This window comes from Cupriavidus neocaledonicus (assembly GCF_000372525.1).
Taxonomy (GTDB): Bacteria; Pseudomonadota; Gammaproteobacteria; order Burkholderiales; family Burkholderiaceae; genus Cupriavidus; species Cupriavidus neocaledonicus.
In genome coordinates, this window is record NZ_AQUR01000089.1 from 65995 (window position 1) to 91754 (window position 25760).

25 protein-coding genes are annotated in these 25760 nt (G+C 67.8%); 21 read left to right on the forward strand and 4 right to left on the reverse strand.

What is annotated here, in order from left to right:
• Window positions 1-6 precede the first annotated feature (6 nt).
• The 5 genes from A3AG_RS0111075 to cyoD all read left to right on the forward strand — a co-directional run bounded on the left by A3AG_RS0111075 (window position 7) and on the right by cyoD (window position 5063).
• Window positions 7-483 carry a MaoC family dehydratase gene (locus A3AG_RS0111075; protein ID WP_018005460.1) on the forward strand — a complete coding sequence of 159 codons (477 nt, stop codon included), beginning with the start codon at window positions 7-9 and terminating at the stop codon, window positions 481-483.
• 611 nt (window positions 484-1094) lie between these two features.
• On the forward strand, window positions 1095-2057 hold the full coding sequence (cyoA, locus tag A3AG_RS0111080; RefSeq protein WP_018005461.1) for a ubiquinol oxidase subunit II: 963 nt from the start codon (window positions 1095-1097) through the stop codon (window positions 2055-2057).
• 14 nt (window positions 2058-2071) lie between these two features.
• Entirely contained in the window at window positions 2072-4045 is a 1974-nt protein-coding gene (cyoB, locus tag A3AG_RS0111085) for a cytochrome o ubiquinol oxidase subunit I (RefSeq protein WP_012352350.1), read from the forward strand.
• Between the two features lie 5 nt (window positions 4046-4050).
• Window positions 4051-4695 (forward strand): cytochrome o ubiquinol oxidase subunit III, encoded by a 645-nt coding sequence (gene cyoC, locus A3AG_RS0111090; protein WP_018005463.1) that lies wholly within the window; start codon window positions 4051-4053, stop codon window positions 4693-4695.
• On the forward strand, window positions 4695-5063 hold the full coding sequence (gene cyoD / locus A3AG_RS0111095; RefSeq protein WP_018005464.1) for a cytochrome o ubiquinol oxidase subunit IV: 369 nt from the start codon (window positions 4695-4697) through the stop codon (window positions 5061-5063). The genes cyoC and cyoD overlap by 1 nt, the downstream gene beginning before the upstream one ends.
• 70 nt (window positions 5064-5133) lie before the next feature.
• Here the strand turns inward: cyoD and A3AG_RS0111100 are convergent, their stop codons facing one another.
• Window positions 5134-7185 carry a gamma-glutamyltransferase family protein gene (locus A3AG_RS0111100; RefSeq protein ID WP_018005465.1) on the reverse strand — a complete coding sequence of 684 codons (2052 nt, stop codon included), beginning with the start codon at window positions 7183-7185 and terminating at the stop codon, window positions 5134-5136.
• A gap of 445 nt (window positions 7186-7630) precedes the next feature.
• Here A3AG_RS0111100 and urtA point away from each other — a divergent pair, with 445 nt between their 5' ends.
• The 13 genes from urtA (at window position 7631) to ureG (ending at window position 19468) form a co-directional block, all read left to right on the forward strand.
• Window positions 7631-8887: an urea ABC transporter substrate-binding protein gene (gene urtA, locus A3AG_RS0111105; RefSeq protein ID WP_018005466.1), complete on the forward strand. Its 1257-nt coding sequence runs from the start codon at window positions 7631-7633 to the stop codon at window positions 8885-8887.
• A 196-nt stretch (window positions 8888-9083) separates the two neighbouring features.
• The gene (gene urtB / locus A3AG_RS0111110; protein ID WP_018005467.1) at window positions 9084-10727 is read left to right on the forward strand and encodes an urea ABC transporter permease subunit UrtB; all 1644 of its coding nucleotides are present in this window, start codon (window positions 9084-9086) and stop codon (window positions 10725-10727) included.
• Window positions 10727-11926 (forward strand): urea ABC transporter permease subunit UrtC, encoded by a 1200-nt coding sequence (gene urtC, locus A3AG_RS0111115; protein ID WP_018005468.1) that lies wholly within the window; start codon window positions 10727-10729, stop codon window positions 11924-11926. Before urtB ends, urtC begins: the two co-directional genes overlap by 1 nt.
• On the forward strand, window positions 11923-12771 hold the full coding sequence (urtD, locus tag A3AG_RS0111120) for an urea ABC transporter ATP-binding protein UrtD (RefSeq protein ID WP_018005469.1): 849 nt from the start codon (window positions 11923-11925) through the stop codon (window positions 12769-12771). Before urtC ends, urtD begins: the two co-directional genes overlap by 4 nt.
• Window positions 12772-12773: 2 nt before the next feature.
• Window positions 12774-13466, forward strand: coding sequence for an urea ABC transporter ATP-binding subunit UrtE (gene urtE / locus A3AG_RS0111125; protein ID WP_018005470.1), 693 nt, complete (start codon window positions 12774-12776; stop codon window positions 13464-13466).
• A 27-nt stretch (window positions 13467-13493) separates the two neighbouring features.
• Window positions 13494-14363 (forward strand): urease accessory protein UreD, encoded by an 870-nt coding sequence (locus A3AG_RS0111130; RefSeq protein WP_026164104.1) that lies wholly within the window; start codon window positions 13494-13496, stop codon window positions 14361-14363.
• A gap of 38 nt (window positions 14364-14401) precedes the next feature.
• Complete coding sequence (locus tag A3AG_RS0111135; RefSeq protein WP_018005472.1) at window positions 14402-14704, forward strand: urease subunit gamma; 303 nt, start codon at window positions 14402-14404, stop codon at window positions 14702-14704.
• Between the two features lie 46 nt (window positions 14705-14750).
• Window positions 14751-15362 carry a HupE/UreJ family protein gene (locus tag A3AG_RS0111140; RefSeq protein ID WP_026164105.1) on the forward strand — a complete coding sequence of 204 codons (612 nt, stop codon included), beginning with the start codon at window positions 14751-14753 and terminating at the stop codon, window positions 15360-15362.
• An 11-nt stretch (window positions 15363-15373) separates the two neighbouring features.
• Window positions 15374-15679 (forward strand): urease subunit beta, encoded by a 306-nt coding sequence (locus A3AG_RS0111145; protein WP_018005474.1) that lies wholly within the window; start codon window positions 15374-15376, stop codon window positions 15677-15679.
• Window positions 15679-17394, forward strand: a complete 1716-nt coding sequence (gene ureC / locus A3AG_RS0111150) for an urease subunit alpha (RefSeq protein ID WP_018005475.1) — start codon at window positions 15679-15681, stop codon at window positions 17392-17394. Before A3AG_RS0111145 ends, ureC begins: the two co-directional genes overlap by 1 nt.
• Before the next feature lie 17 nt (window positions 17395-17411).
• Window positions 17412-17999 (forward strand): urease accessory protein UreE, encoded by a 588-nt coding sequence (ureE, locus tag A3AG_RS0111155; protein WP_018005476.1) that lies wholly within the window; start codon window positions 17412-17414, stop codon window positions 17997-17999.
• Between the two features lie 132 nt (window positions 18000-18131).
• Window positions 18132-18824 (forward strand): urease accessory protein UreF, encoded by a 693-nt coding sequence (locus A3AG_RS0111160; RefSeq protein ID WP_018005477.1) that lies wholly within the window; start codon window positions 18132-18134, stop codon window positions 18822-18824.
• Window positions 18825-18838: 14 nt separating this feature from the next.
• Window positions 18839-19468 carry an urease accessory protein UreG gene (ureG, locus tag A3AG_RS0111165; protein ID WP_018005478.1) on the forward strand — a complete coding sequence of 210 codons (630 nt, stop codon included), beginning with the start codon at window positions 18839-18841 and terminating at the stop codon, window positions 19466-19468.
• On the opposite strand, the gene A3AG_RS0111170 is transcribed toward ureG, so the two are convergent.
• Window positions 19465-19884, reverse strand: coding sequence for a helix-turn-helix domain-containing protein (locus A3AG_RS0111170; RefSeq protein WP_018005479.1), 420 nt, complete (start codon window positions 19882-19884; stop codon window positions 19465-19467). The two genes, ureG and A3AG_RS0111170, sit on opposite strands and share 4 nt — an antisense overlap.
• Before the next feature lie 297 nt (window positions 19885-20181).
• Between A3AG_RS0111170 and A3AG_RS0111175 the strand changes: the two genes are divergently transcribed.
• Complete coding sequence (locus A3AG_RS0111175; protein WP_018005480.1) at window positions 20182-21027, forward strand: hypothetical protein; 846 nt, start codon at window positions 20182-20184, stop codon at window positions 21025-21027.
• Window positions 21028-21041: 14 nt separating this feature from the next.
• Here A3AG_RS0111175 and A3AG_RS0111180 read toward each other — a convergent pair whose 3' ends face one another.
• Window positions 21042-21734: a glutathione binding-like protein gene (locus A3AG_RS0111180; RefSeq protein WP_018005481.1), complete on the reverse strand. Its 693-nt coding sequence runs from the start codon at window positions 21732-21734 to the stop codon at window positions 21042-21044.
• 165 nt (window positions 21735-21899) lie between these two features.
• Complete coding sequence (locus A3AG_RS0111185) at window positions 21900-23162, reverse strand: acyl-CoA dehydrogenase family protein (protein WP_012352370.1); 1263 nt, start codon at window positions 23160-23162, stop codon at window positions 21900-21902.
• A gap of 187 nt (window positions 23163-23349) precedes the next feature.
• Here A3AG_RS0111185 and A3AG_RS0111190 point away from each other — a divergent pair, with 187 nt between their 5' ends.
• Both A3AG_RS0111190 and A3AG_RS0111195 read left to right on the forward strand, forming a co-directional pair.
• Window positions 23350-24288: a LysR family transcriptional regulator gene (locus A3AG_RS0111190; protein ID WP_012352371.1), complete on the forward strand. Its 939-nt coding sequence runs from the start codon at window positions 23350-23352 to the stop codon at window positions 24286-24288.
• A gap of 289 nt (window positions 24289-24577) precedes the next feature.
• The gene (locus A3AG_RS0111195) at window positions 24578-25747 is read left to right on the forward strand and encodes a CAP domain-containing protein (RefSeq protein ID WP_115678317.1); all 1170 of its coding nucleotides are present in this window, start codon (window positions 24578-24580) and stop codon (window positions 25745-25747) included.
• Window positions 25748-25760 lie beyond the last annotated feature (13 nt).

Below are 25760 nucleotides of genomic sequence, written 5' to 3' on the forward strand. Positions count from 1 at the left end.
ATCGACATGCGTACCATCGCAACGCTGGAAGAACTGGAAGGGCTGCAGGGGCAGGAAGTCGCGGTCAGCGACTGGATCGAGGTGACCCAGCAGCAGGTCAACCAGTTTGCCGAGGCCACCGGCGACCACCAGTGGATCCACATCGACGTGGAGCGTGCGAAAAAGGAATCGCCCTATGGCGGCCCGATCGCGCATGGCTTCCTGACGCTGTCGCTGCTGCCCAAGTTCATGCACAACGCGCTCAGCATGCCGTCCAAGATCGGGGTCAACTACGGGCTGAACCGCGTGCGCTTTACCGCACCGGTGCCGGTCGGCAGCAAGCTGCGCGCGCGCATCAGGCTGCTCAAGGTCGAGCGCCTGGATCCGCTGCCCAACTCGCCCGAGCTGGTCGGCGCGCAGTCCACCTGGGAGGTCACGGTGGAGCGCGAGGGCAGCGAGCGCCCGGTGTGCATCGCCGAGTCGATCACGCGCCGTTACGGCTGAGCCGCGGCGTCGCATGCGGCACTGCGACAATATGCCACAGCGCGATGTCGCACCCCGGAAGGCCGCGCAAAGCGCGGCTTTCTGCATATTTAAGTGCGTTTTTGTGATGTTGACGTGGGTCAAGCACAGCGCGGTGCACCAATGTACTGATTGTCCGTTTAAATGAACAGTGTGTTCCGTAACGTTGGGTTTACCCCTAATGTTGCGTTGCGGTACAGTCGCGCCCACGATGTTTTACGTGTTGCGCTCCCCGGCCGAAAACCGCGCCCGCCCGCAGGTCAGTTCTGAAGGCAGGTCCGTCGGGAGGCGCAAAAGCCTCGTATTCCAACGCTACCCGGCCGCTGTACTGAGCCGGGACCGTTCGCGGTTTCGGCCAGGTGCCGCAGCGCCGGCAAGGCCCCACAGGGCCTGCAGCGCGCGCAGTCAGTCCTTCCGTGTTCATGGCGTTGCAAGGCCGCATGGTCCCCGGGCGCAGGATCCGCCCCCAGACCGCAACGCCAGCTAAGGACACGTCCTTCCGGTTTTCCCTCAGCCCCACGCCTCTTGCGCAAGCATCAGGCGGTTTAGCCGCGCTTTTGCCCGAAGCGCGGTGTAACCAAACCAGTCGTGACATGAAGAAACCCATACTGCCGCGGTGGACGCGGTTCCTGCCTTGCCTTGGCCTGCTCCTGCTCGCCGGCTGCAACATGACGCTGCTCGACCCGAAGGGACAGGTCGGCGTCGACATCAAAGGCATCATCCTGATCGCCACCTGGCTGATGCTGCTGGTGGTGGTGCCGGTGATCGTGCTGACGCTGGTGTTCGCCTGGAAGTACCGCGCCAGCAATACCTCGGCACGCTATGAACCCGACTGGTCGCACTCGACCGCGATCGAAGTGGTGGTGTGGCTGATCCCCTGCCTGATCATCATTGCGCTGGGCATCATCACCTGGAAGTCCTCGCACGACCTGGACCCGTACAAGCCGCTGGAATCCAGCAAGAAGCCGGTCACGGTCGAGGTGGTGGCGCTGAACTGGAAGTGGCTGTTCATCTATCCGGAACTGAAGATCGCCACCGTCAACCAGATCGCCTTCCCGGTCGACACCCCGGTGAACTTCAAGATCACCTCGGATTCGATCATGAATTCGTTCTTCATCCCGCAACTGGGCAGCCAGGTGTACGCGATGGCCGGGATGGAAACCAAGCTCCACCTGATCGCCAACGAAGCCGGCAGCTATGACGGCGTCTCCGCCAACTACAGCGGCGGCGGCTTCTCGGGCATGAAGTTCAAGGCCATCGCCATGTCGAACTACGAGTTCGACCAGTGGGTGGCCAAGGTTCGCGCCTCGTCGACCGAACTGGGCGCCGAAGGCTACCAGACGCTGGCACAACCCAGCGAGAAGGAGCCGGTCGCGTACTACGGCAAGGTGGAAGACCAGCTGTTCCGCCACATCCTGCACAAGTACATGGGCCACGGCGGCGCCGCACTGGCCGCCGACGGGTTCAAGGGCGGCCCGATCTGCACGTCGCGCAACACCCTCGGTGAAGAGCAGCTGTCCTTGACCACGCCGGCCGCGCTGCCGGCAGGCGCGTAATCCTGGGAGCAATGATGTTTGGCAAGTTGAGTTTGTCGGCGATTCCGTTTCATGAGCCGATCATCATGGTCGTGCTGGCCGGTGTCGCCCTGGGCGGTGCCGCGCTGCTGGGCGCGATCACCTATTTCAAGAAGTGGGGCTATCTCTGGAACGAGTGGTTCACCTCCGTCGATCACAAGAAGATCGGCGTGATGTACTGCCTGGTGGCGCTGATCATGCTGCTGCGCGGCTTTGCCGACGCGGTCATGATGCGCACCCAGCTGGCGCTGGCCACCAATGGCGCGACCGGCGTGCTGCCGCCCGAGCACTACGACCAGATCTTCACCGCCCACGGCGTGATCATGATCTTCTTCGTGGCCATGCCGCTGATGACCGGCCTGATGAACCTGGTCGTGCCGCTGCAGATCGGCGCGCGCGACGTGGCCTTCCCGTTCCTGAACACGCTGTCGTTCTGGCTGTTCGTGGCGGGCGCCATGCTGGTCAACATCTCGCTGGGCGTCGGTGAATTCGCCAAGACCGGCTGGCTGGCCTACCCGCCGCTGTCGGGCCTGGACTACAGCCCGGGCGTGGGGGTGGACTATTACCTCTGGAGCTTGCAGATCTCGGGGCTGGGCACCTTGCTGACCGGCGTGAACTTCCTGGTGACGATCCTGCGCATGCGCGCGCCTGGCATGACGCTGATGCGCATGCCGGTGTTCACCTGGACCGCGCTGTGCACCAACGTGCTGATCGTCGCCGCGTTCCCGGTGCTGACCGTAACCCTGGCGCTGCTGGGCCTGGACCGCTACCTCGGCATGCACTTCTTCACGAACGACGGTGGCGGCAACGCCATGATGTACGTGAACCTGATCTGGATCTGGGGCCACCCCGAGGTGTACATCCTGATCCTGCCGGCGTTCGGCATCTTCTCTGAAGTCATCGCCACGTTCTCGGGCAAGAAGCTGTTCGGCTACAAGGGCATGGTGTACGCGACCGCCGCGATCATGGTGCTGTCGTTCATCGTGTGGCTGCACCACTTCTTCACGATGGGCTCGGGCGCCAACGTCAACGCGTTCTTCGGCATCACCACCATGATCATCTCCATCCCGACCGGGGTGAAGATCTTCAACTGGCTGTTCACCATGTACCGCGGCCGCGTGCAGATGACCTCGCCGGTGCTGTGGACGCTGGGCTTCATGATCACCTTCGTGATCGGCGGCATGACCGGCGTGCTGATGGCGGTGCCGGCGGCCGACTTCGTGCTGCACAACAGCCTGTTCCTGATCGCCCACTTCCACAACGTGATCATCGGCGGCGTGCTGTTCGGCTACCTGGCCGGCATCACCTACTGGTGGCCGAAGGCGTTCGGCTTCAAGCTGAACGAGCGCCTGGGCAAGGCTTCGTTCTGGTGCTGGCTGGTGGGCTTCTACTTCGCCTTCATGCCGCTGTACGTGCTGGGCCTGATGGGCATGACCCGCCGCCTGAACCACACCGACAACCCGGCCTGGACGCCGTGGCTGTACCTGGCCGTGGTGGGCGTGGTGTTCGTCGCGCTGGGCATCTTCTTCCAGGTGCTGCAGATCGTGGTGTCGATCCGCGACCGCAAAAAGCTGGCCGACGTCACCGGCGACCCGTGGGGCGGCCGCACGCTGGAGTGGGCCACTTCGTCGCCGCCGCCGTTCTACAACTTCGCGCACACCCCGGTGGTGCGTGACCTGGACGCGTTCGCCGACATGAAGGCGCGCGGCGAGACCCTGCCGACCGAAGGCTACGAGAAGATCCACATGCCCAAGAACACGGGCGCGGGCTTCATCATCGGCGCCTTCAGCCTGGTGTTCGGCTTCGCCCTGACCTGGCATATCTGGTGGCTGGCCATCGTTGGCCTGGTGGGCATGATCTGGGCGTTCATCCACCGCAGCAACGACGACCACATCGACTACTACGTGCCGGCCACCGAGGTCGAGCAGATCGAAACGCGCCATCTGCAGCGCATTGCTTCGCAAGCCTGAGAACCATGTCGACTCAAGTCCTAGACCGCATCCCCGCGCAGGCAGGCGCCCCGGCTCACGCCGGTGCGCACGGCCATGACCATGCGCACCACGATACCAGTGCCAATACGGTGTATGGCTTCTGGATCTACCTGATGAGCGACTGCATCATCTTCGCCGGACTGTTCGCGGCCTTTGCCGTGCTGCGCGGCGAACTGGCAGGCGGCCCGTCGGCGAAGGAGCTGTTCGAGCTCAACTACGTGCTGGTGGAGACCTTCATCCTGCTGTTCTCCTCGATCACGTACGGCATGGCGATGATCTCGCTGCAGAACCGCAGCCTCAAGCACGTGCAGACCTGGCTCGGCATCACCTTCCTGCTGGGCCTGGCGTTCATGGCGATGGAAATCAACGAATTCCACCACCTGATCGCCGAAGGCGCGGGCCCCGGCCGCAGCGCATTCCTGTCGTCGTTCTTCACGCTGGTCGGCACCCACGGCCTGCACGTCGCCAGCGGCATGCTGTGGATGATCGTGCTGATGTGGCAGCTCGGCAAGAAGGGCATCACCCCGACGCTGAGCAAGCGCCTGATGTGCCTGTCGCTGTTCTGGCACTTCCTGGACGTGGTCTGGATCGGCGTGTTTACCGTGGTCTACCTGATGGGACATCTGTGATGGCACAACACAACGCACCGGCGGCGCACGGCGCCCACGACTCGCACGCGCACGACAGCCACGCTGGCGGCCACGCCAGCTTCAAGGGCTACGCGATCGGCTTCATCCTGGCCGTGATCCTGACCGTGATCCCGTTCAAGATCGTGATGGACGGCACCATGGACAAGGCCACCATCCTGTGGACCATCCTGGGCATGGCCGTGGTCCAGATGATCGTGCACCTGAAGTACTTCCTGCACCTGGACTCGTCGTCCGAACAGCGCAGCAACGTGATCGCGCTGCTGTTCACGGCGCTGATCCTGGTGATCGTGGTGGCGGGTTCGCTGTGGATCATGCACAACCTGAACGCCAACATGATGGTGATGTAAGGACCGGCGTCCTGGCATCGAAAAAGAGGGGCCCCGCGGGGGCCCCTTTTTCATTGCCGCACTTCGTCCGTCAGGGCCTGAACGTGTCCCCCAGCACCACGCCCTCGCGCCGCGGGTCGGCGCCGCCCACCAGCACCGCCGAGCCGCCGATGGTGGTGCGGATGATCGCGCTCAGCCCGCTCGACTGCGCCGCGGTGTTGACGGTGTGGCCGAGGTTGCGCAGGCCCCTGACCAGCGGGTCGTTGTCGCCCGGCAGGCCGCCGGCCGGCGTGCTGGTGTCGACATTGGGATGCTCGCCGCCGACGATCATGGGCGAGCCCGCGCTCGCGTTATTGCCGCCGAAGTCGATCATCGACACTGCCTGCTGCGCATCCAGCCCCCAGTCCAGCGAAGCCACCAGGGTCTTGGCGACGAACTGGATGATGGTGGCGCCGCCCGGCGAGCCGGTGGTCATGTAGAAGGCGCCGCGCGAGCCGTCGCTGTTGCGCCGGAACACCACCGTCGGCGCCATCGAGCTGCGCGGGCGCTTGCCCGGCTGCAGCCGGTTCGCCACCAGCACGCCGCCCGGCGCCGGGTCGGCACTGAAGTCGGTCAGCTCGTTGTTGAGCAGGAAGCCGTTGGTCATGTGGTACGAGCCCAGGCCGGCCTCGATGGTGGTCGTCATCGCCACCACGTTGCCGTACTTGTCATGCAGCGACAGGTGCGTGGTGCCGCGCTCCTCCACCATCGACGGCGCCAGCGGCACGTCGCCGAGATTGCCCGCCGCCACCGGCGTGACCATCGAGCCGGTGGTGCTGATCAGGCTGGCGCGCTGGCTCAGGTAGGGCTTGTTCAGCATGGTATCCCAGGTGCCGCCGGGCAACGGAATGAAGTCGGTGTCGGCCAGGTACTTGTTGCGGTCGGCATAGGCCAGGTGGCCGGCTTCGCCCATCAGGTGGGCGCCCAGCACGCTCGGCCGCCCGCCGTTCTGGTCGACCAGCGTGGGCTTGTGCGCCGCCATGTCGAAGTTCTCGACGATGCCCAGGATCTGCGCCACCGCGATCCCGCCCGACGACGGCGGCGGCATGCCGCACACCTCGTACTGCCGGTAGGTGGTGCATACCGGCGTGCGCTTCTTGGCCTGGTAGTTGGCGAGGTCGTCGAGCGTGGTCACGCCCGGCGTAGTGTTGCCGTCGTAGGTGGTCTGGATCTTGGCGACGATGGCCTGCGCGATCGGCCCGTTCTTGTAGAAGGCATCGGCGCCGCCCTCGGCGACGGCGCCGAAGACCGTTGCCAGCGCGGGGTTGCGCAGCAGGGTGTTGACCGCGCGCGGGGTGCCGTCGGGATTCAGGAAGTACGCGGCCATCTCCGGATCGCGCTTGATATTGGCGACGGTGGCGCTGTCGGAGATCGCGGCGGCCATGCGCGGCGGGATCGCGAAGCCGTCGGTGGCCAGCTTGATCGCCGGTGCGAACAGCTCCTTCCAGGCGGTCTTGCCGTAGTCGCGGTGGGCCAGCTCGAGCACGCGCAGCGTGCCCGGGGTGCCGATCGAGCGGCCGCTGCGCTGGGCATTGGGCAGCGGCGCGGTCGGGTCGGCCGCGGACTTCCAGCGCAGGTAGTTCTCGTCGGCGCCGGCGGGCGCGGTCTCGCGGCCGTCGTAGGCGGTGAGCTGCCGGGTCGCCGCGTCGTAATGCAGGATGAAGGCGCCGCCGCCGATGCCGGACGACTGCGGCTCGACCAGGTTCAGCACCATCTGCGCCGCCACCGCGGCATCGATGGCGGTGCCGCCGGCCTTCAGCACGTCGCACGCCGCCTTGGTCGAGACCGGGTTATTGGTCACCGCCATATAGGTCTTGCTGTAGACCGTGACCTTGGGCGCATAGCCGGTCGCCTGCTCCGGCGCGTTGGGGTCGCCCGGCAGCACCACGGCCTGGCCGCCGGTGCTGCCGTCGAGCTCGCAGCCGGCGGTGGGCGTGACCGGCGGCGGCGGCGGCGGGGGATCGTCGCCGCCGCCGCACGCGCCCAGGGACAGCGCCAGAGCCGCCAGGGCCAGCTTGCCGCGGCGCGGGCGCCAGTACGGGATGGCGCGCCGCCGCGGCTGCGGCTCGGTGGGGGATGCGTGGGGGTCGGCAGCGTACGGCATCGTTTCTCCTTCCTTTTATGTGGGTCCGGGAAATGCCACGGCCGGGTCGCCAGGCGGGACCGCGGCCAGCTTCTACCGTAGTGCCGCGGCGAGCCGGCCTTAATCATTGAATGTACGGATTTACACGCATTCGAATCCGGGTTTAAGCGCTTGCTTAATCGGCGCCGCCAGTACGCCCGGCACATGCCAATGGCGCCACGGTGGCGCAAGCCGGTTCCGGCGCTGTGCGCCATGCACCGGGATCGGACGCGGGGGCCGGTACGCACTGTCGCAGTGCGCCGTGGCGCTGCACGGTGATGGTGCGGACGCGTCCGGCAGGTGGCGTCCGGGCCCGCGCACCGCCTGTGGCCGCGCCGCGGGCACGATATCGGCGTGGCACGCTAGTTGCAGATGCATCACCCCGGGGAGCGTAGTCCCTGACCAACACCACAAACGGGAGCTGCAAATGCAACGACGTGACATGCTGAAGCTGTCGGCGATAGCCGCCGCGGCGATGATCGGTACCAGCCCGCTGGCGCTGGCGCAGTCCAAGGAGCCGATCAAGGTCGGCATCCTGCATTCGCTGTCCGGCACCATGGCGATCTCCGAGACGTCGCTGAAGGACGTGGCGCTGATGACCATCGACGAGATCAACAAGAGCGGCGGCGTGCTCGGGCGCAAGCTGGAGCCGGTGGTGGTGGACCCGGCATCGAACTGGCCGCTGTTCGCCGAGAAGGCGCGCCAGCTCGTCAGCAAGGACAAGGTCGCGGTGACCTTCGGTTGCTGGACCTCGGTGTCGCGCAAGTCGGTGCTGCCGGTTTATGAAGAGCTCAACTCGCTGCTGTTCTACCCGGTCCAGTATGAAGGCGAGGAGATGTCGAAGAACGTCTTCTACACCGGCGCGGCGCCCAACCAGCAGGCGATCCCGGCGGTGGAGTACCTGATGAGCAAGGAGGGCGGCGGCGCCAGGCGCTTCTTCCTGCTCGGTACCGACTACGTCTACCCGCGCACCACCAACAAGATCCTGCGCGCCTTCCTGAAGAGCAAGGGCGTGGCCGACAAGGACATCGAAGAGGTCTACACCCCGTTCGGCCACAGCGACTACCAGACCATCGTCGCCAATATCAAGAAGTTCTCGCAGGGCGGCAAGACCGCGGTGATCTCCACCATCAACGGCGATTCCAACGTGCCGTTCTACAAGGAGCTGGGCAACGCCGGGCTCAAGGCCAAGGACGTGCCGGTGGTGGCGTTCTCGGTCGGCGAAGAGGAACTGCGCGGCATCGACACCAAGCCGCTGGTGGGCCACCTGGCCGCGTGGAACTACTTCATGTCGGTCAAGAACCCCGAGAACGACGCGTTCCGCAAGCAGTGGGCGGCCTGGGTCAAGGCCAACAACCTGCCCGGCGGCGACAAGCGCGTGACCAACGACCCGATGGAAGCCACCTACGTCGGCATCCACATGTGGGCGCAGGCGGTGAAGAAGGCCGGCAGCACCGACACCAACAAGGTGCGCGCCGCCATGTACGGCCAGACCTTCAAGGCGCCGGACGGCTTCACGCTGACCATGGGCGAGAACCACCACCTGTACAAGCCGGTGATGATCGGCGAGGTCAAGGCCGACGGCCAGTTCGCGGTGGTGTGGAAGACGCCGAAGGCGGTGCGCGCGCAGCCGTGGAGCCCGTTCATCGCGGGCAATGAAGGCAAGCCGGACAAGGTGATGTAAGGGGCTGTCGCCTACTGCTGGTTTTCTCCCCTCTCCCGCTTGCGGGAGAGGGGCAGGGGGTGAGGGCGGGCGCTGGCAATTGCGACGGCGCTCACTTCGTCATAGATGCCGGCCCTCACCCCCGCCCTCTCCCACTGTGTGGGAGAGGGGAGCACACCCGCAGCTTGGTCATTCACTTTCGTCACTGCCCGCTCTCATGCGCCATTCGATATCCCTTCCCGCCACACCCTGGTTGCGCGCCTTGCTGGCAGCGCTGCTGCTGGCCTCGGCGCCCTGGGCCGCGGCACTGACGCAGGCCGACCTCAAGCCGCTGGCCGAAGACGACTTCGACGCCAAGACCGCCGCGCTGTCAGCCCTGGCCAAGGCCGCGCCGTCCGAAGCCGGCCCGATCCTGAAGGCGCTGCAGGACGACGCCCTGCAATACGCACCGTCGGTCGGCATGGTGCGCCAGGACGGCGACAAGCTGGTCGATGCGATCACCGGCAAGCCGGTCACGGTCAAGGCCGACGAACTCGAGTCGCTGACCCTGAACAACAGCCTGCGCGCGCTGGTCGACAGCGCCGCCAGCAGCCTGCTGCTGCAGTCGCCGGACATTGCCGTGCGCGCGCAGGCGGTGGCCACGCTGCGCGACCAGCCGGAAAGCGCGTCGCTGGCGGCAGTGGAAGCCGCGCGCAAGACCGAGGCCGATGCCGGCCTGCGCGCCAGCCTCGACGTGATCTGGGCCAACCTGGTGCTGGCCGCCACGCCCGAGCCTGCCGCGCGCGACGCGCGCCTCGAAGCCATCCGCATCCTGGGCCGCGACAGCAACCCGCAGAGCCGCCAGAAGCTGGCGCCGCTGGTGGAACGCGACAGCGCCGGCCGCTACCGCGAGCCCGACGGCGGCGTGCGCCAGGCCGCGCAGCAGGCGCTGGACACGCTGCAGGGCGACCAGCGCCGCGCCGAAGTGATCGGCAACCTGTTCGCAGGGCTGAGCCTGGGCAGCGTGCTGCTGCTGGCCGCGCTCGGCCTGGCCATCACCTATGGCCTGATCGGCGTGATCAACATGGCGCATGGCGAATTCCTGATGATCGGCGCGTATGCCACCTACATGGTGCAGTCGCTGTTCCGCGCCCATGCGCCTGGCGCGCTCGACTGGTATCTGCCCGCGGCGCTGCCGGCTTCGTTCCTGGCAGCCGCGGTGGTGGGCTTCGTGCTGGAACGGCTGGTGCTGCGCCATCTGTACGGCCGCCCGCTGGAAACGCTGCTGGCCACCTTCGGCGTGAGCCTGCTGCTGATGCAGGCGGTGCGCACGCTGTTCGGCGCGCAGAACGTGGAAGTATCCAATCCCGCCTGGATGAGCGGCGGCTTCGAATGGCTGCCCGGGCTGGTGATCCCGTACAACCGCGTGGTCATCATCCTGTTCGCGCTGGCGGTGGTGGCGGTGGCGTGGGCGGTGCTCAACCGCACGCGGCTGGGGCTGTTCGTGCGCGCGACCACGCAGAACCGCACCATGGCGGCGTGCGTCGGCGTGCGTACCTGGCAGGTCGACAGCTACGCCTTTGCCTTCGGCGCCGGCATCGCCGGGCTCGGCGGCTGCGCGCTGTCGCAGATCGGCAATGTCGGTCCCGACCTGGGCCAGGCCTACATCATCGATTCGTTCATGGTGGTGGTGCTGGGTGGGGTGGGGCAGCTGGCCGGCACCATCGTCGGTGCCTTCGGCCTGGGCATTCTCAACAAGTTCATCGAACCCTTCTATGGCGCGGTACTGGCCAAGATCCTGGTCCTGGTGCTGATCGTGCTGTTTATCCAGAAGCGGCCGCAGGGACTGTTCGCGCTCAAGGGGCGCAGCGCGGAGGCATGATGCAGCGATACCAACCCGATTCTTCCGCGGCACCGTTCCGGCTGGCCGTGCCGGAACGCCAGTCGCTGTTCTCGCCGCGCGGCTGGACCGCGCTGGTGGTGCTGGCGGTGATCGTCGGCATCGGCGTGCCGGTGTGCGCGCTGCTGGTGCCGGAGGGCCATCCGCTGCACCTGTCGGCGTATGCGCTGACGCTGGTCGGCAAGATCATGTGCTTTGCGCTGGCGGCGATCGCGCTCGACCTGGTGTGGGGCTACTGCGGCATCCTCAGCCTCGGCCATGGGTTGTTCTTCGCGCTGGGCGGCTATGCCATGGGCATGTACCTGATGCGTTCGATCGGGCGCGAAGGCGTGTACCAGAGCGACCTGCCGGATTTCATGGTGTTCCTCGACTGGAAGGAGCTGCCGTGGTTCTGGCACGGCACCGACCACCTTGGCTATGCGCTGCTGCTGGTGGTGCTGGTGCCGGGCGTGCTGGCGTGGCTGTTCGGCTTCTTTGCCTTCCGCTCGCGCATCAAGGGCGTCTACCTGTCCATCATCACGCAGGCGATGACGTATGCGGCGATGCTGCTGTTCTTCCGCAACGAGACCGGCTTCGGCGGCAACAACGGCTTCACCGACTTCAAGCGCATCGCCGGCTTTGCCATTGCCGCGCCGCAGACGCGCACGGCGCTGTTCGTGCTGACCTTCATGGCGCTGCTGGCCGGCTTCATCGCCTGCCGCTACATCGTCACCTCGAAGCTCGGCCGCGTCGTCACCGCAGTGCGCGATGCAGAGATGCGCGTGATGTTCTCGGGCTACAACCCGCTCGGCTACAAGCTTTTCGTGTGGACCTTCTCGGCGGTGCTGTGCGGCATCGCCGGCGCGCTCTACGTGCCGCAGGTCGGCATCATCAACCCGGGCGAGATGTCGCCCGGCAACTCGATCGAGATGGCGGTATGGGTCGCCGTGGGCGGACGCGGCACGCTGGTCGGGCCGGTGATCGGCGCGTTTCTGGTCAACGGCGCCAAGACGCTGTTCACCGCGCACTTTGCCGAATACTGGCTGTTCCTGCTGGGCGCGATGTTCGTGCTGGTGACGCTGTACCTGCCCGACGGCGTGACCGGCCTGTGGCAGCGCTGGCGCGAGCGCCGCGCGCGCCCGGCCGCGCAGGAGCCGGTGGCTGCGCCGGCGGTTGCCGGCCGCAGCGGAGGTGAAGCATGAACGCCGCACTGGAACACGGCCAGGCCGAAAGCGGTGATGCCACCGGCCTGGGCCGCATCGTCGAGCCGGGCACCATCGACGTGTCGCACGGCCCGATCCTTTACCTCGAAGACGTCACCGTGCAGTTCGACGGCTTCCGCGCGCTCAACCAGCTGAACCTGTCGATCGACCATGGCGAATTGCGCTGCGTGATCGGCCCTAACGGCGCCGGCAAGACTACCATGATGGATGTCATCACCGGCAAGACCGGGCCGCGCAACGCCAATGTCAGCGGGCGCGTGTTCCTCGGCCAGACCATCGACCTGATGCGCATGACCGAGCCGCGTATCGCGCAGGTGGGCATCGGCCGCAAGTTCCAGAAGCCCACCGTGTTCGAACAGCACGCGGTGTGGGAGAACCTGGAGCTGGCGATGCAGGCCGACAAGCGCTGGTGGTCGTCGCTGCGCGCGCGGCTGACCGCAACGGGGCATCGCCGCATCGAGGAGACGCTGGCGCTGACCGGCCTCGAGGCCGAGGCCTACCGGCCCGCCGGGCTGCTGTCGCACGGGCAGAAACAGCGGCTGGAGATCGGCATGCTGCTGATGCAGCGGCCGCAGCTGTTGCTGCTCGACGAACCCGTCGCCGGCATGACCGATGAAGAGACCATGCAGCTCGCCAGCCTGCTCAACGGCCTGCGCGGCAGCTGCTCGATGATGGTGGTGGAACACGACATGGAGTTCGTCGCCGCGCTGGCGGGCGCGGCCGGCAAGGTCACGGTGCTGGCCGAGGGCAGCGTGCTGGCCGAAGGCACGCTCGACAGCGTCAAGCGCGACGAACGCGTGATCGAATCCTACCTGGGGAGATAGGCATGCTGCAGGTCAACGCACTGAACCAGTACTACGGCGGCAGCCATATCCTGCGCAACGTCAGCTTCGAGGTGCCGGCGGGCAAGCTGACCACGCTGCTCGGCCGCAACGGCGTCGGCAAGAGCACGCTGCTGAAATGCCTGATGGGCGTGGTGCCGACGCGCAGCGGCAGCATCCACTGGGACGGCAAGCCGCTGGAGAAGAAGGCGCCGTACGAGCGCGTCTCGGCCGGCCTGGCCTATGTGCCGCAGGGGCGCGAGATCTTCCCGCGGCTCACGGTCGAGGAGAACCTGCTGATCGGCGCCGCCAGCCGCGCGCGGCCGGCCGGCGTGCCGGACCGCATCTACCAGCTGTTCCCGGTGCTGCGCACCATGCGCCTGCGCCGCGGCGGCGACCTGTCCGGCGGCCAGCAGCAGCAACTGGCGATCGGGCGCGCGCTGATGAGCGCGCCGCAACTGCTGATCCTCGACGAGCCGACCGAAGGCATCCAGCCCTCGATCATCCAGGACATCGGCCGCGCGTTGCGGCTGCTGGTCGACGAATTCGGCATGACCGTGCTGCTGGTCGAGCAGTACTACGAGTTCGCGCGGCATATTGCCGACCACTATGTGGTGATGAGCCGCGGCGAAGTGGTGGCGCGCGGCGCCGGCGCCAGCATGGAGCAGGACGGCGTGCGCGAGCTGATCGCGGTGTAGCACGCACGCTTGTTCCATTCGCCCGCGATGCGCCATCCCGATTTCCCTTCGTCCCTCGCCCTGCCGGCGGCCTGGCAGGCCACGCTGCAGCTGCGCTTTGCGCGGCGCGGCGAGCGCACCGCGCTGACCGAGCGGCGCCATCGCGGCCCGCTGCTGGTGCAGAAGCCGCTGTACCCGGAAGGCGGCATCTGCCACGCGGTGATCCTGCATCCCCCGGCCGGCGTGGCCGGCGGCGACAGCCTGGAGATCGACGTCACTGTGGAGGCCGGCGCGCATGCGGTGCTGGCCACGCCGGGTGCCACCAAGTGGTACAAGTCGCTGGGCCGCGACGCGGCCCAGCGGGTGCGGCTGGCGGTGGGCGAGGGCGCGCGGCTGGACTGGCTGCCGCAGGAGAACATCGTCTTCGACGACGCGCGCGCGCGGATTTCGACCGTGCTCGACGTCGCGCCGGGCGGCAGCGCGATCGGCTGGGACGCCGTGGTGCTCGGGCGCCAGGCATCGGGCGAGCAGTGGGCGCGCGGCGCGCTGTGGCTGGATACCCGCATCGGTGCCGGCGAGCGTGCGCTGTGGATCGAACAAGCGCAGATCGACGCGGCATCGCCGCTGCGCCATGCCGTGCCCGGGCTGGACGGGCTGAACGTGCTGGGCACGCTGTGGGCCGTCGGCGCAGGCGCCACGCAAGACCTTGCCGAAGCGCTGGCCGAGCGGCTGCCCTATACGCCGGCGTTGCGCGCCGGCGTGACCTGCCTCGCCGCCAACGGCCAGTCGATGCTGCTGCTGCGCGTGCTGGGCCGGCACATGGAAGCGGTGCGCCACGTCATGACCGACACCTGGCAGGCGCTGCGCATGCCGCTCCACGGCGTTGCGGCGCGGCCGCTGCGGCTGTGGGCGACGTAGCGCGTCAATACGCAACCGAACATCAAACAGGAAGAGAGATGGAACTGACGCCGCGAGAGAAAGACAAGCTGCTGATCTTCACCGCCGCGCTGCTGGCCGAGCGGCGCAAGGCCCGCGGCCTGAAGCTGAACTACCCGGAAGCGGTGGCGCTGATCACCGCCGCCATCATGGAAGGCGCGCGCGACGGCCGCACCGTGGCGGAGCTGATGCACGAAGGCACCACGGTGCTGACGCGCGACGACGTGATGGACGGCATCGCGGAGATGATCCCCGAGATCCAGGTCGAGGCTACCTTCCCGGACGGCACCAAGCTGGTCACCGTCCACCATCCCATTGTCTGAAACGCATCGATCACCGAACCGACAACCCGCCAATCCAATGACCGCGATGACCCGTACCGCTTGCCTGCGCCTTGCCCTGGGCGCTTCCCTGACCGTAGCCGCCGGCGCCGCGCTGGCGCACCCCGGCCACGATGCCGCCACCGTCGGTGCCAGCCTGTGGGCCGGCCTGGCGCACCCGTTCACCGGCGCCGACCACCTGCTGGCAATGGCCGCGGTGGGCGCATGGAGCGCGCTGGTGGCGCGCTCCGCCGCCGACACGTTGCGCTTGCCGCTGGCTTTCGTGGGCTTGATGCTGGCGGGCGCCGCGCTCGGCCTCGCCGGCATGGCCCTGCCCGCGGTGGAGCCGATGATCGCCGCTTCGCTGCTGGTGCTCGGGCTGCTGCTGGCGCTGCGCGCCAGGCTGCCGGCGTGGGCCGGCACGCTGCTGGTGGGCGGCTTCGCCGTGTTCCACGGCTATGCGCATGGCGCGGAACTGCCCGCCAGCGCCGGCGCGTTGCCCGCGGTGCTGGCCTACGTGGGCGGGTTTGCCGCGGCCACCATGGCGCTGCACTTGCTGGGCATCGGCGCCGGCACGCTGCTGCGCCGCCGCGCCGGGTGGCTCGCGCGCGCGGCCGGAGCGGGCGTGGCGCTGTACGGCGCCGGCCTGCTGGTGGCCTGAGGAGGACCGCCATGATCCCCGGTGAACTGATGCCCGCCGCTGGCGAGATCGCACTCAATGTCGGCCGCGCCACCGTCAGCGTGACGGTGGCCAATACCGGCGACCGGCCAATCCAGGTCGGCTCGCATTTCCACTTCTACGAAACCAACGCGGCGCTCGCGTTCGAGCGCGAGGCCGCGCGCGGCTTCCGCCTGAACATCGCCGCGGGCACCGCGGTGCGGTTCGAGCCCGGGCAGACCCGCACCGTGGAACTGGTGGCGCTGGCGGGCGACCGCATCGTCTACGGCTTCAACGGCAAGATCATGGGAGCGCTGTGATGGCATCGATCTCCAGGCAGGCCTATGCCGAGATGTTCGGCCCCACCACCGGCGACCGCCTGCGGCTGGCCGATACCGGGCTGATCATCGAAGTCGAGAAGGACTTCACCGTCTACGGCGAGGAAGTCAAGTTCGGCGGCGGCAAGGTGATCCGCGACGGCATGGGGCAGAGCCAGCGCATGGCGCAGGACTGCGTCGACACCGTGATCACCAATGCGCTGATCGTCGACCACTGGGGCATCGTCAAGGCCGATATCGGCCTCAAGCACGGGCGCATCGCGGCGATCGGCAAGGCCGGCAATCCCGACATCCAGCCTGGCGTCACCATCGTGGTCGGCCCCGGCACCGAAGTGATCGCGGCCGAGGGCATGATCGTCACCGCCGGCGGCATCGACAGCCATATCCACTTCATCTGCCCGCAGCAGATCGACGAGGCGCTGATGAGCGGCGTCACCACCATGATCGGCGGCGGCACCGGCCCCGCCACCGGCACCTTCGCCACCACGGTGACGCCGGGGCCATGGTACATGGAGCGCATGCTGCAGGCGGCCGACGCCTACCCGATGAATATCGGCCTGCTGGGCAAGGGCAACGCCAGCCAGCCGGGGCCGATCCTGGAGCAGGTCGAAGCCGGCGCCATCGGCCTGAAGCTGCATGAGGACTGGGGCACCACGCCGGCGGCGATCGACACCTGCCTGGCGGTGGCCGACGCGACCGACACCCAGGTGGCGATCCACACCGATACGCTCAACGAAGCCGGCTTCGTCGAGGCCACCATCGCCGCGTTCAAGGGCCGCACCATCCATACCTACCACACTGAAGGCGCCGGCGGCGGCCACGCGCCGGACATCATCAAGGTGTGCGGCGAGGCCAACGTGCTGCCGTCGTCGACCAACCCGACGCGCCCGTACACCGTCAACACGCTGGACGAGCATCTCGACATGCTGATGGTGTGCCACCACCTGGACCCGTCGATCGCCGAGGACATCGCCTTCGCCGAGAGCCGCATCCGCCGCGAGACCATTGCCGCCGAGGACATCCTGCACGACCTCGGTGCGTTCTCGATGATCTCGAGCGATTCGCAGGCGATGGGGCGCGTGGGCGAAGTGATCATCCGAACCTGGCAGACCGCGCACAAGATGGCGGCGCAGCGCGGCAAGCTGCCGGGCGATCCGCATGATGCGCGCGGCGGGCACGACAACTTCCGCGTCCGGCGCTATGTCGCCAAGTACACCATCAACCCGGCGCTGACCCATGGCATCGCGCATGAGGTGGGCTCGGTCGAAGTCGGCAAGTGGGCCGACCTGGTGCTGTGGCGGCCCGCGTTCTTCGGTGTCAAGCCCAGCCTGATCCTGAAGGGCGGCATGATCGCCGCGGCCGCGATGGGCGATCCTAATGCCTCGATCCCGACGCCGCAGCCGGTGCACTACCGGCCGATGTTTGCCGCGGCCGGCGGCGCCTTGCATCGCTCCTCGCTGACCTTCGTCTCGCAGGCGGCGCTGGCGGCGGGCATCGGTGAACGCTACGGGTTGGCCAAGACCCTTGCCGCGGTGCGCGGCACCCGCACCGTCAGCAAGCGCGACATGATCCACAACGACTGGCAACCGCATGTCACGGTCGATCCCGAGACCTACCAGGTCGTCGCCGACGGCCAGCTGCTGACCTGCGAGCCCGCCACCGAGCTGCCGATGGCGCAGCGCTACTTCCTGTTCTGATTGGCCGTGGAATTGCCATGCTGAAGATCGATAAACACCTGACCGCCCCGCACGGCATTGCCAGCGTGCTGGTGCGCCGCGCCCCCAAGCTGGTGCTGCCGTTCGCCGACCGCAGCAAGAGCCGCCTGCGCGCGGTGCTCGACAACGGCGCCGACGCCGCGCTGTTCCTGCCGCGCGGCACCGTGCTGCGCGGCGGCGACCTGCTGGTGGCCGAAGACGGCAGTTTCATCGAGGTCCGGGCCGCCGCCGAGTCCGTGCTGGAAGTGCGCGCGCAAGACCCGCACGCGCTGATGCGCGCGGCCTACCACCTCGGCAACCGTCATACACCGGTGGAGATCGGGCGCGACTACCTGCGGCTGGAATACGACGCGGTGCTGGCCGACATGCTGCGGCGGCTGGGCGTGCAGGCGGAACGCGCCGAACTGCCGTTCGAGCCGGAAGCGGGGGCTTATGGTGGCGGGCACAAGCATGGCCACGACGCGACGTTCGCGGAGGATTATGCGGCGGCCCAGGCGGTGTTTCATGAGCATCATGGGCATGGACATGGGCATGGGCATGGCGACGTGCATCATGCTGACGATGCGGACTGCATGCATAAGCATTGATTGCCAATGATGCTTAAGACATGAAGGCGCAATTGTGAGTCTGGCTGAGAACCATACCAATACCGACACCGCGCTCCCCTCTCCCGCAAGCGGGCGAGGGGAGCAAACTATCGCAATGCGAGGCGTGGTGTGATGAACCACCTCCACCAACTCATCTCGCTTCTGCACCTCGCATCCCCCGCCTTGCCCATCGGCGGCTTCAGCTATTCGCAAGGTCTGGAGTCCGCGATCGAGTGCGGCAGCGTGCATGACGCCCGGACCGCCGAGCGCTGGATTCACGACAACCTGCGGCATGTCCAGTCGCAATGCGAGGCGCCGTTGTGGCTGCTGTTGCACCGCCACTGGCGGGCCGGCGACATGGCGGCAGTGCGGACCTGGAACGACTGGTTCCACGCCACCCGCGAGACCTCCGAGTTGCGGCTGGAGACCGAGCAGATGGGTTGGTCGCTGGCCCGGCTGATCGCGCAGATGGAGTGGGGCACGCCGGCGTTGCGCGACACGCTGGCCACGCTGTCGCCCGTGTGCCTGCCGACCGCGTTCACGGCCGCCTGCGTGGCGCTGGAGATCGGTGCGCGCGATGGCCTGGCGGCCTACTGCTTCAACTGGGCCGAGAACCAGGTGGCCGCGGCGATCAAGGCGGTGCCGCTGGGCCAGGTGGCGGGGCAGCACATGCTGCGCCGGCTGCATGGCGCCGTACTCGATACCGTCGATGAAGCCGAACGCCGCGCCGACGCCTCGCCGCCGCAGCTGTCGACGTTTTCCCCGATGCTGGGCCTGCTGTGCGCACGCCACGAAACGCAGTACTCCCGGCTGTTCCGATCCTGAACCGATACCGCACCATGAATCACGCCCGTACCAAGAAGAACCCTCCGCTGCGCGTCGGCGTCGGCGGCCCCGTCGGCTCCGGCAAGACCACATTGCTGGAAATGCTGTGCAAGGCGATGCGCGACCGCTATGACCTGGTCGCGATCACCAACGACATCTACACCAAGGAAGACCAGCGCCTGCTGACGATCTCCGGCGCGCTGCCGGCCGAGCGCATCCTGGGCGTGGAGACCGGCGGCTGCCCGCACACCGCGATCCGCGAGGACGCATCGATCAATCTGGAAGCGGTGGACCGCATGCTGGCGCGCTTCCCGGATGCCGACGTGGTCTTCATCGAGTCCGGCGGTGACAACCTGGCCGCGACCTTCAGCCCAGAACTTTCTGATCTGACGATCTACGTCATCGACGTCGCCGGCGGCGAGAAAATTCCCAGGAAGGGCGGGCCGGGCATCACCAAGTCCGACCTGCTGGTGATCAACAAGACCGACCTGGCGCCGTATGTGGGCGCATCGTTGCCGGTGATGGAAAGCGATGCGCGCAAGATGCGCGGCAGCCGGCCGTTCGTGATGGGCAGCGTCAAGTCCGGCGAGGGCCTGGACGAGGTGATCCGCTTCATCGAACGGCAGGGCATGCTGGCGCTCTAGCCTTCGGGGCCGGCATCGGCATCGGGTGCCGGCCTGGGGCCGGGACTGCCATGCCCGAGTGCCGGGCGGAAGCTGCCCTTGCCCGCCAGCGCCCGCGCCACCGCGGCCACCAGGTTCAGCTCGGGCTCGCTCAGCTCGGCCATATGGTGCACCGTGGCCTCGATCGCCGCGCGCTGGCGGTTGCCGAAGGGCGCGCGCGATTGCTCGACCTGCAGCTGGCTGGCGTCGTGGCGGCTGAAGTCGAGCATCTCGGCGGTGGGCACGGCGAGGGTCTCGGCAAGCCTGCAGATGTTGGCCAGCGCGAGGTTGCGCTTGCCGCTTTCAATGCCGCTCAGGTACGAGCGCGACAGCCCGCTTTCGAGCGAAAGCGTCTCCTGGGACCAGCCTCTTTGCTTGCGTAGCCAGGCGAGATGCAATCCGAAAAGTCTGAGATTTCGAGAGGTCATTGGGATCAACAAAAGTTCGGAGTGGTCTGAGGCTAAGGGTTTGACCTTGAGGCCACGACAACTTATCCTCATCCTCACTATCGGTGTCCGATCCGCAAATTGAGGGGCGCGCCAGGCCATGGCGCGGCACGATGGCATCAACCGGGCGGCCTGCATCGCAGCGCCGCGCCAGACGGGTTATTGCGCAAGACCGGGTGTCACGCCGCCACGCGTGCGCCGGCTGCGCGGACGGGCGCAGCGCGCCTGTCGCCCTGCAGGGGGATTGCCATGCAGATCTTCACGCTGTTCGAGGCGCGCATGCGCGCCGTCGATGCCGACCGCCGCGCGCCGTCGGATTTCCTTCCCGGATTCCAGCCACGCCTGCTTGCCGCCGCAGCCGGTCTCGGCTGCACCTGCGACTACATCTTTCTCTGCGCCGGCGAGCGCCAGCCCGAATTTTCAGCGGATTGCCATGAATGGTGGGGTTGCCTGCGCGGTGGCCTGCGGCTGGCTTCGCCCGGCCGCGGCAGCTTGCTGGTGGGAGGGGGCGAGCTGTTCGCACCCGCGCCGGGCGTGCCGATGCAGGTGCAGGCGGTCGCCGATACCATCCTGGTGCGCGCGGTGCCGCAAGGCCAGGCCGAGGCTTCGCGCCCCGTGGCCATGCCCGCGGGCGCGTGGCAGTGCGCGCTGGGCGCCCTTGCTTCGGTCGGTGCCGGGGTCGATGCCGATGGCGTGGCCGCCCCGCCGGCGCTGGCGGAGGTGCCGGAGGCGGATGGCTGGCAGGCGCAGCCGGCTATGCGCCCGGAGTTTGTCCAGCTGGATGGCTCGGTGGATGACTGGGGCCGGCACCTGCGGGCGCGCGGATTGCGCTGGGCGCTGTGTTACCGGGGCGCGCTTGCGCTGCACTGGCATGGCGCCCGGGTGCGCAGCGGCGGTGACATGGCCTTCCTGCAGCCCGGCGCGCTCTATGCGCCGGACGCGCACGAGTCATGCCGGCTCGACGTGCTGGTGCCGGGCGCCGGCCTGCTGTGCTGCTTCGGCGCGGGCGATGCCCCGCACGATGGCGTGGGCGCACGCGGCGGCCGGCGCGCGGACGGCCACGCCGTGGCGCGCGCCGCGCCGGCGCTCGCGTGATGGCCGCGCGCCCTTCAGTGGCGCTTGTACTGCGTGGCGCCGAACAGCACTTCGCGCGCCTTGTCGTCCTGCAGCGCCTTGCGCGCGCTGGCCAGCACCTCGACGCCGCGCTTGACCGCGGGGCGCTCGGCGATCTGGTTGAACCAGCGCTTCAGGTGCGGGTAGTCGTCCAGGTCCACGCCCTGGTTCTGCCAGCTGCGCAGCCACGGAAAGGTGGCGATGTCGGCGATGGTGTACTGGTCGCCGGCCAGCCATTCGTGCTTCGACAGCTGCGTGTCGATCACGCCGTACAGGCGCCTGGCTTCGTTGGTATAGCGGTTGACCGCGTACTCGATCTGCTCGGGCGCGTAGATGCGGAAGTGGTGCGCCTGGCCCAGCATCGGGCCCACGCCGCCCATCTGGAACATCAGCCACTGCAGCGTCTCGTACTTGCCGCGCACGTCCTCGGGCAGGAACTTGCCGGTCTTGCCCGCCAGGTAGAGCAGGATCGCGCCCGATTCGAACAGCGAGATCGGCTTGCCGTCGGGGCCGTCCGGGTCGACGATGGCGGGAATCTTGTTGTTGGGGCTGATCTTCAGGAAGTCCGCGCCGAACTGGTCGCCGGCGCCGATGTTGATCGGATGGACCCGGTACTCCAGTCCGCACTCCTCCAGCATGATGTGGACTTTGTGGCCATTGGGCGTGGCCCAGGTGTAGACGTCGATCATTGCAGGGATCTCCTGGCTGCATTCATGGGAACGGCCACATCGACCACCGACGTGGCGAACCGCGCGATTTAAGCACAGAAGAAAAAAACGCGCAGGCAGGCTGCGCGTTTTCCACAATGCCGGCAGGGGCGGGCCCCGCCAGCGCTCCCGGGCAATCCAGTGCGCTCAGAAGCCGCGCGCCACCGGCATCTTGATGGTGTCCGGATTGACGTTCATGTGCTTGGCCAGTTCCAGCTTGGCGATGGCGTTGCGGTGCACCTCGTCCGGACCGTCGGCCAGGCGCAGCGTGCGCTGGTGCGCCCACCAGCTGGCCAGCGGGAAGTCGCTGGAAACGCCGGCGGCGCCGTGGACCTGGATGGCCCAGTCGATCACCTTCAGCGCCACGTTGGGGGCCACCACCTTGATCATGGCGATCTCGGCCTTGGCCACCTTGTTGCCGACCGTGTCCATCATGTACGCGGCCTTCAGCGTCAGCAGGCGCGCCATCTCGATCTCGCAACGGGCTTCGGCGATGCGCTCCTGGGTCACGCCCTGGGCCGACACCGGCTTGCCGAACGCCACCCGCGACAGCGCGCGCTTGCACAGCAGTTCCAGCGCGCGCTCGGCCACGCCGATGCTGCGCATGCAGTGGTGGATGCGGCCCGGCCCGAGGCGGCCCTGCGCGATCTCGAAGCCGCGGCCTTCGCCCAGCAGGATGTTCGACGCCGGCACGCGCACGTTCTTCAGCTCGATCTCCATATGGCCGTGCGGCGCGTCGTCGTAGCCGAACACCGGCAGGAAGCGCTTGATGGTGATGCCCGGGGTATCGGCCGGCACCACGATCATCGACTGCTGCTCATGGCGGCCGGCCTCGGGATCGGTCTTGCCCATCACGATGTAGACCTTGCAGCGCGGGTCGCCGGCACCCGACGACCACCACTTGGTGCCGTTGATCACGTAGTGGTCGCCATCGCGCTCGATGCGGCATTCGATATTGGTCGCGTCCGACGAGGCCACTGCCGGCTCGGTCATCAGGAAGGCCGAGCGGATCTCGCCGGCCAGCAGCGGCTCGAGCCACTGGTCCTTCAGTTCTTCCGACGCGTAGCGCTCCAGCGTCTCCATGTTGCCGGTGTCCGGGGCCGCGCAGTTGAACACCTCGGCCGACCAGGGCACGCGGCCCATGATCTCGCACAGCGTGGCGTATTCCAGGTTCGACAGGCCCTGCGGCGCGCGCGGCGAGCGCGGCAGGAACAGGTTCCACAGGCCGGCTTCGCGCGCCAGCGGCTTCAGTTCCTCGATCACCCTGGTTGGGATCCAGGCATTGCCGGCGCGGCGGTTGGCGTCGATCTCCTCGGCGAAGCGCTTTTCGTTCGGATAGATGTGCTGGTCGAAGAAGGCCAGCAGCTTGGCCTGCATCTCCTTGACCTTCGGGCTGTATTCGAAATCCATGTGGTCTCCTCGCTACGGAATCGGGGGGCGCGGGCGGCCGCCGGCGCCGGTTGGCTGGGTCTTGGGGCTCTCGGGGTGACTGCCCTTGCCGATGGAATGCACTCTATCTGAAAGCCGGTAATTAGAAAAATGAATTTTCTGGATTTGCCAGTATCAATTCCCTGCATTCCGTGCCAGAATCAACAGCATGCAGCTCTCCCGCATCGACCTCAACCTTTTCGTCGTGTTCGACGCCATCTACAGCGAAGGCAGCATCACCGCGGCCGCGCGCCAGCTCAACCTGACGCAGCCCGCGGTGAGCCACGCGCTGGGACGGCTGCGCACACTGTTCGACGATCCGCTGTTCGAGCGGCGCGGGCAGGGCATGGCGCCCACGCCGCTGGCCCGTTCGCTGGCGGCCGAGGTGCGCAGCGCGCTGCAGTCGTTTGCGCGCACGCTGCAGGACACGCCGCATTTCGATCCCACCAACACCGTGCGCCGCTTCACCATCGGCATGCGCGACGCGCTCGAGTCGACGCTGCTGCCGCCGCTGATGAGCCGCGTCACGGCGATGGCGCCGCAGGTGGAGATTGCCGCGATCCGCTTCGACCGGCGCGAGATGGAATCGGAGTTGCTGGCCGGCACGCTCGATGCCGCGCTCGACATCCTGCTGCCGGTGTCGCCGGCGATCCATCATGCGCCGTTCATGGCCGACCCGATGGTGGTGCTGGCGCGGCGCGACCATCCGCTGGTGAAGAAAGAGCTGACGCTGGAGCGTTACCTGGCGGCCGAGCACGTCCACGTGTCGTCGCGCCGCCGCGGCGCCGGACTCGAAGACCAGGCCTTGCACAGGATGGGCCTGACGCGGCGGGTGCGGCTGCGCTGCCAGCATTACGCCGCGGCGTGCCGCGTGGTCAGCTGCACCGACCTGCTGGCCACGCTGCCGCTGCGCTACGCGCGCATCGCCAACGAGCCCTATGCCAACCGGCTGCTGTCGCTGCCGTTCAAGGTACCGTCGCTGGAGCTGCACCTCTACTGGCACGCGGGCGGCGAGAACGACGGTGCCAACCGCTGGCTGCGCGAGCAGCTGATGGCGGTGATGGCCTCGCTCGGCAGCGGCATGGCCGATGTGGCCGCGGCGGGGTGACGGCGCTCAATGCACGCCGTGGGGCCTGAATCTCGCTCAGGTGCGGCGCGCGCGGGTCACACGTAAGCAATTGTTCGCGGGCTAGACCCTCGCGGTCACGGCCCATACCATCGTGCGGTCCTTCTGCCCCCGGCAGAGCCACAATGCGCCCGTCCTGCACGGTGCCGCGATTGGTTTGTCGCGCCGGCTGTCCGCGCTCGCGGATCCCCCGGGCAGACACCTTCGCCGAACTCCACCACGACGACTCAGACCGATGCTTGGGAAACGCTTGCCTGTCGATTGCCCTTCCATGCCGCCGCGCCGCGCGCGGCACACCACGCTGGCCCTGACCACGCTCTGTACCGCCGCGGCGCTGGCGCTGGCCGCCTGCGGCGGCGGCGATGGCGGCGACGGTGGCACGACCGCCAGTGCCGCGCCCGGCGCATCGGCCCCGGCCGGCGGGCAAACCAGCGCGCCGGGCGGCGGCCAGGCCGGGTCCACCTCGCCGACATCCCCGAACGGCGCCACCACCATTACCGTTGGCGCCTGCTACACCGTCAGCGGTGCGGCGCCCGCTGGCGCGCCGGGCAGCGGCATCTCGCTGCTGCCGGCGCGCGGCGGCGCGGTCAGCAACTACCGCGTGCTGGACGAGCCGCGCAGCGCCGGCCTGTGCTACGCCAACTATCGCCGCGAGCAGGTGGGACTGGCCCCGCTGGCGGCGCGCGACCCGCTCAATGCCGCCGCGCAGGCGCATACCGACTACATGCTGGCCAACGCCACGCTGACGCACGACGAAAGCAGCGGCAATCCGGGCTACACCGGCGCCACCGCCCACGAGCGCATCCAGGCCGCCTATCCGACCGATGCCACCGCCGAAGTGGTGGCCGGCGCCAACCGCTGGACCTCGGTGGCCAATGCGCAGCTGTCGATGTCGCCCAAGGACGCGCTGGTCTCTGACCTGGTCGACGCGCCGTTCCACCGCGCCGCGCTGCTGGGCAGCTATGGCTCGGCCGGCAGCGGCTTTGCCGAGCGCGTGGGCGCCAACGGCAGCGGCACCTCGGCCAGCTACTACCAGACCGTCGACCTCGCCGACCGGGTCAAGGGCGGCAACGACAACCAGATGGTGGCCTATCCGTTCGACGGCCAGAGCGACGTGCCGGTGAACTGGGTCAACACCGAAAGCCCCAATCCGGCGCCGGGCTATGAAAACCGCACCATGGGCTACCCGGTGTCGCTGCAGGCGATCAATGCCTCGCTGCAGTTCGATGCCGACAACTTCGTCATCACCGATGCGCAAGGCGCCAACGTCGACTGCATCAAGGTCGACAGCCGTGCCGCGGGCCTGAGCAGCGCGGCGCGCGGCCTGGCGGTGTGCACGCCGGTGGCGCCGCTGGCCAGCCAGCAGCGCTATACCGTGCGGGTCACGGGCCGGCTCGGCGCACAGCCGGTGGACCTGAGCTGGTCGTTCACCACGCGCTGACCATCGCGCCGGG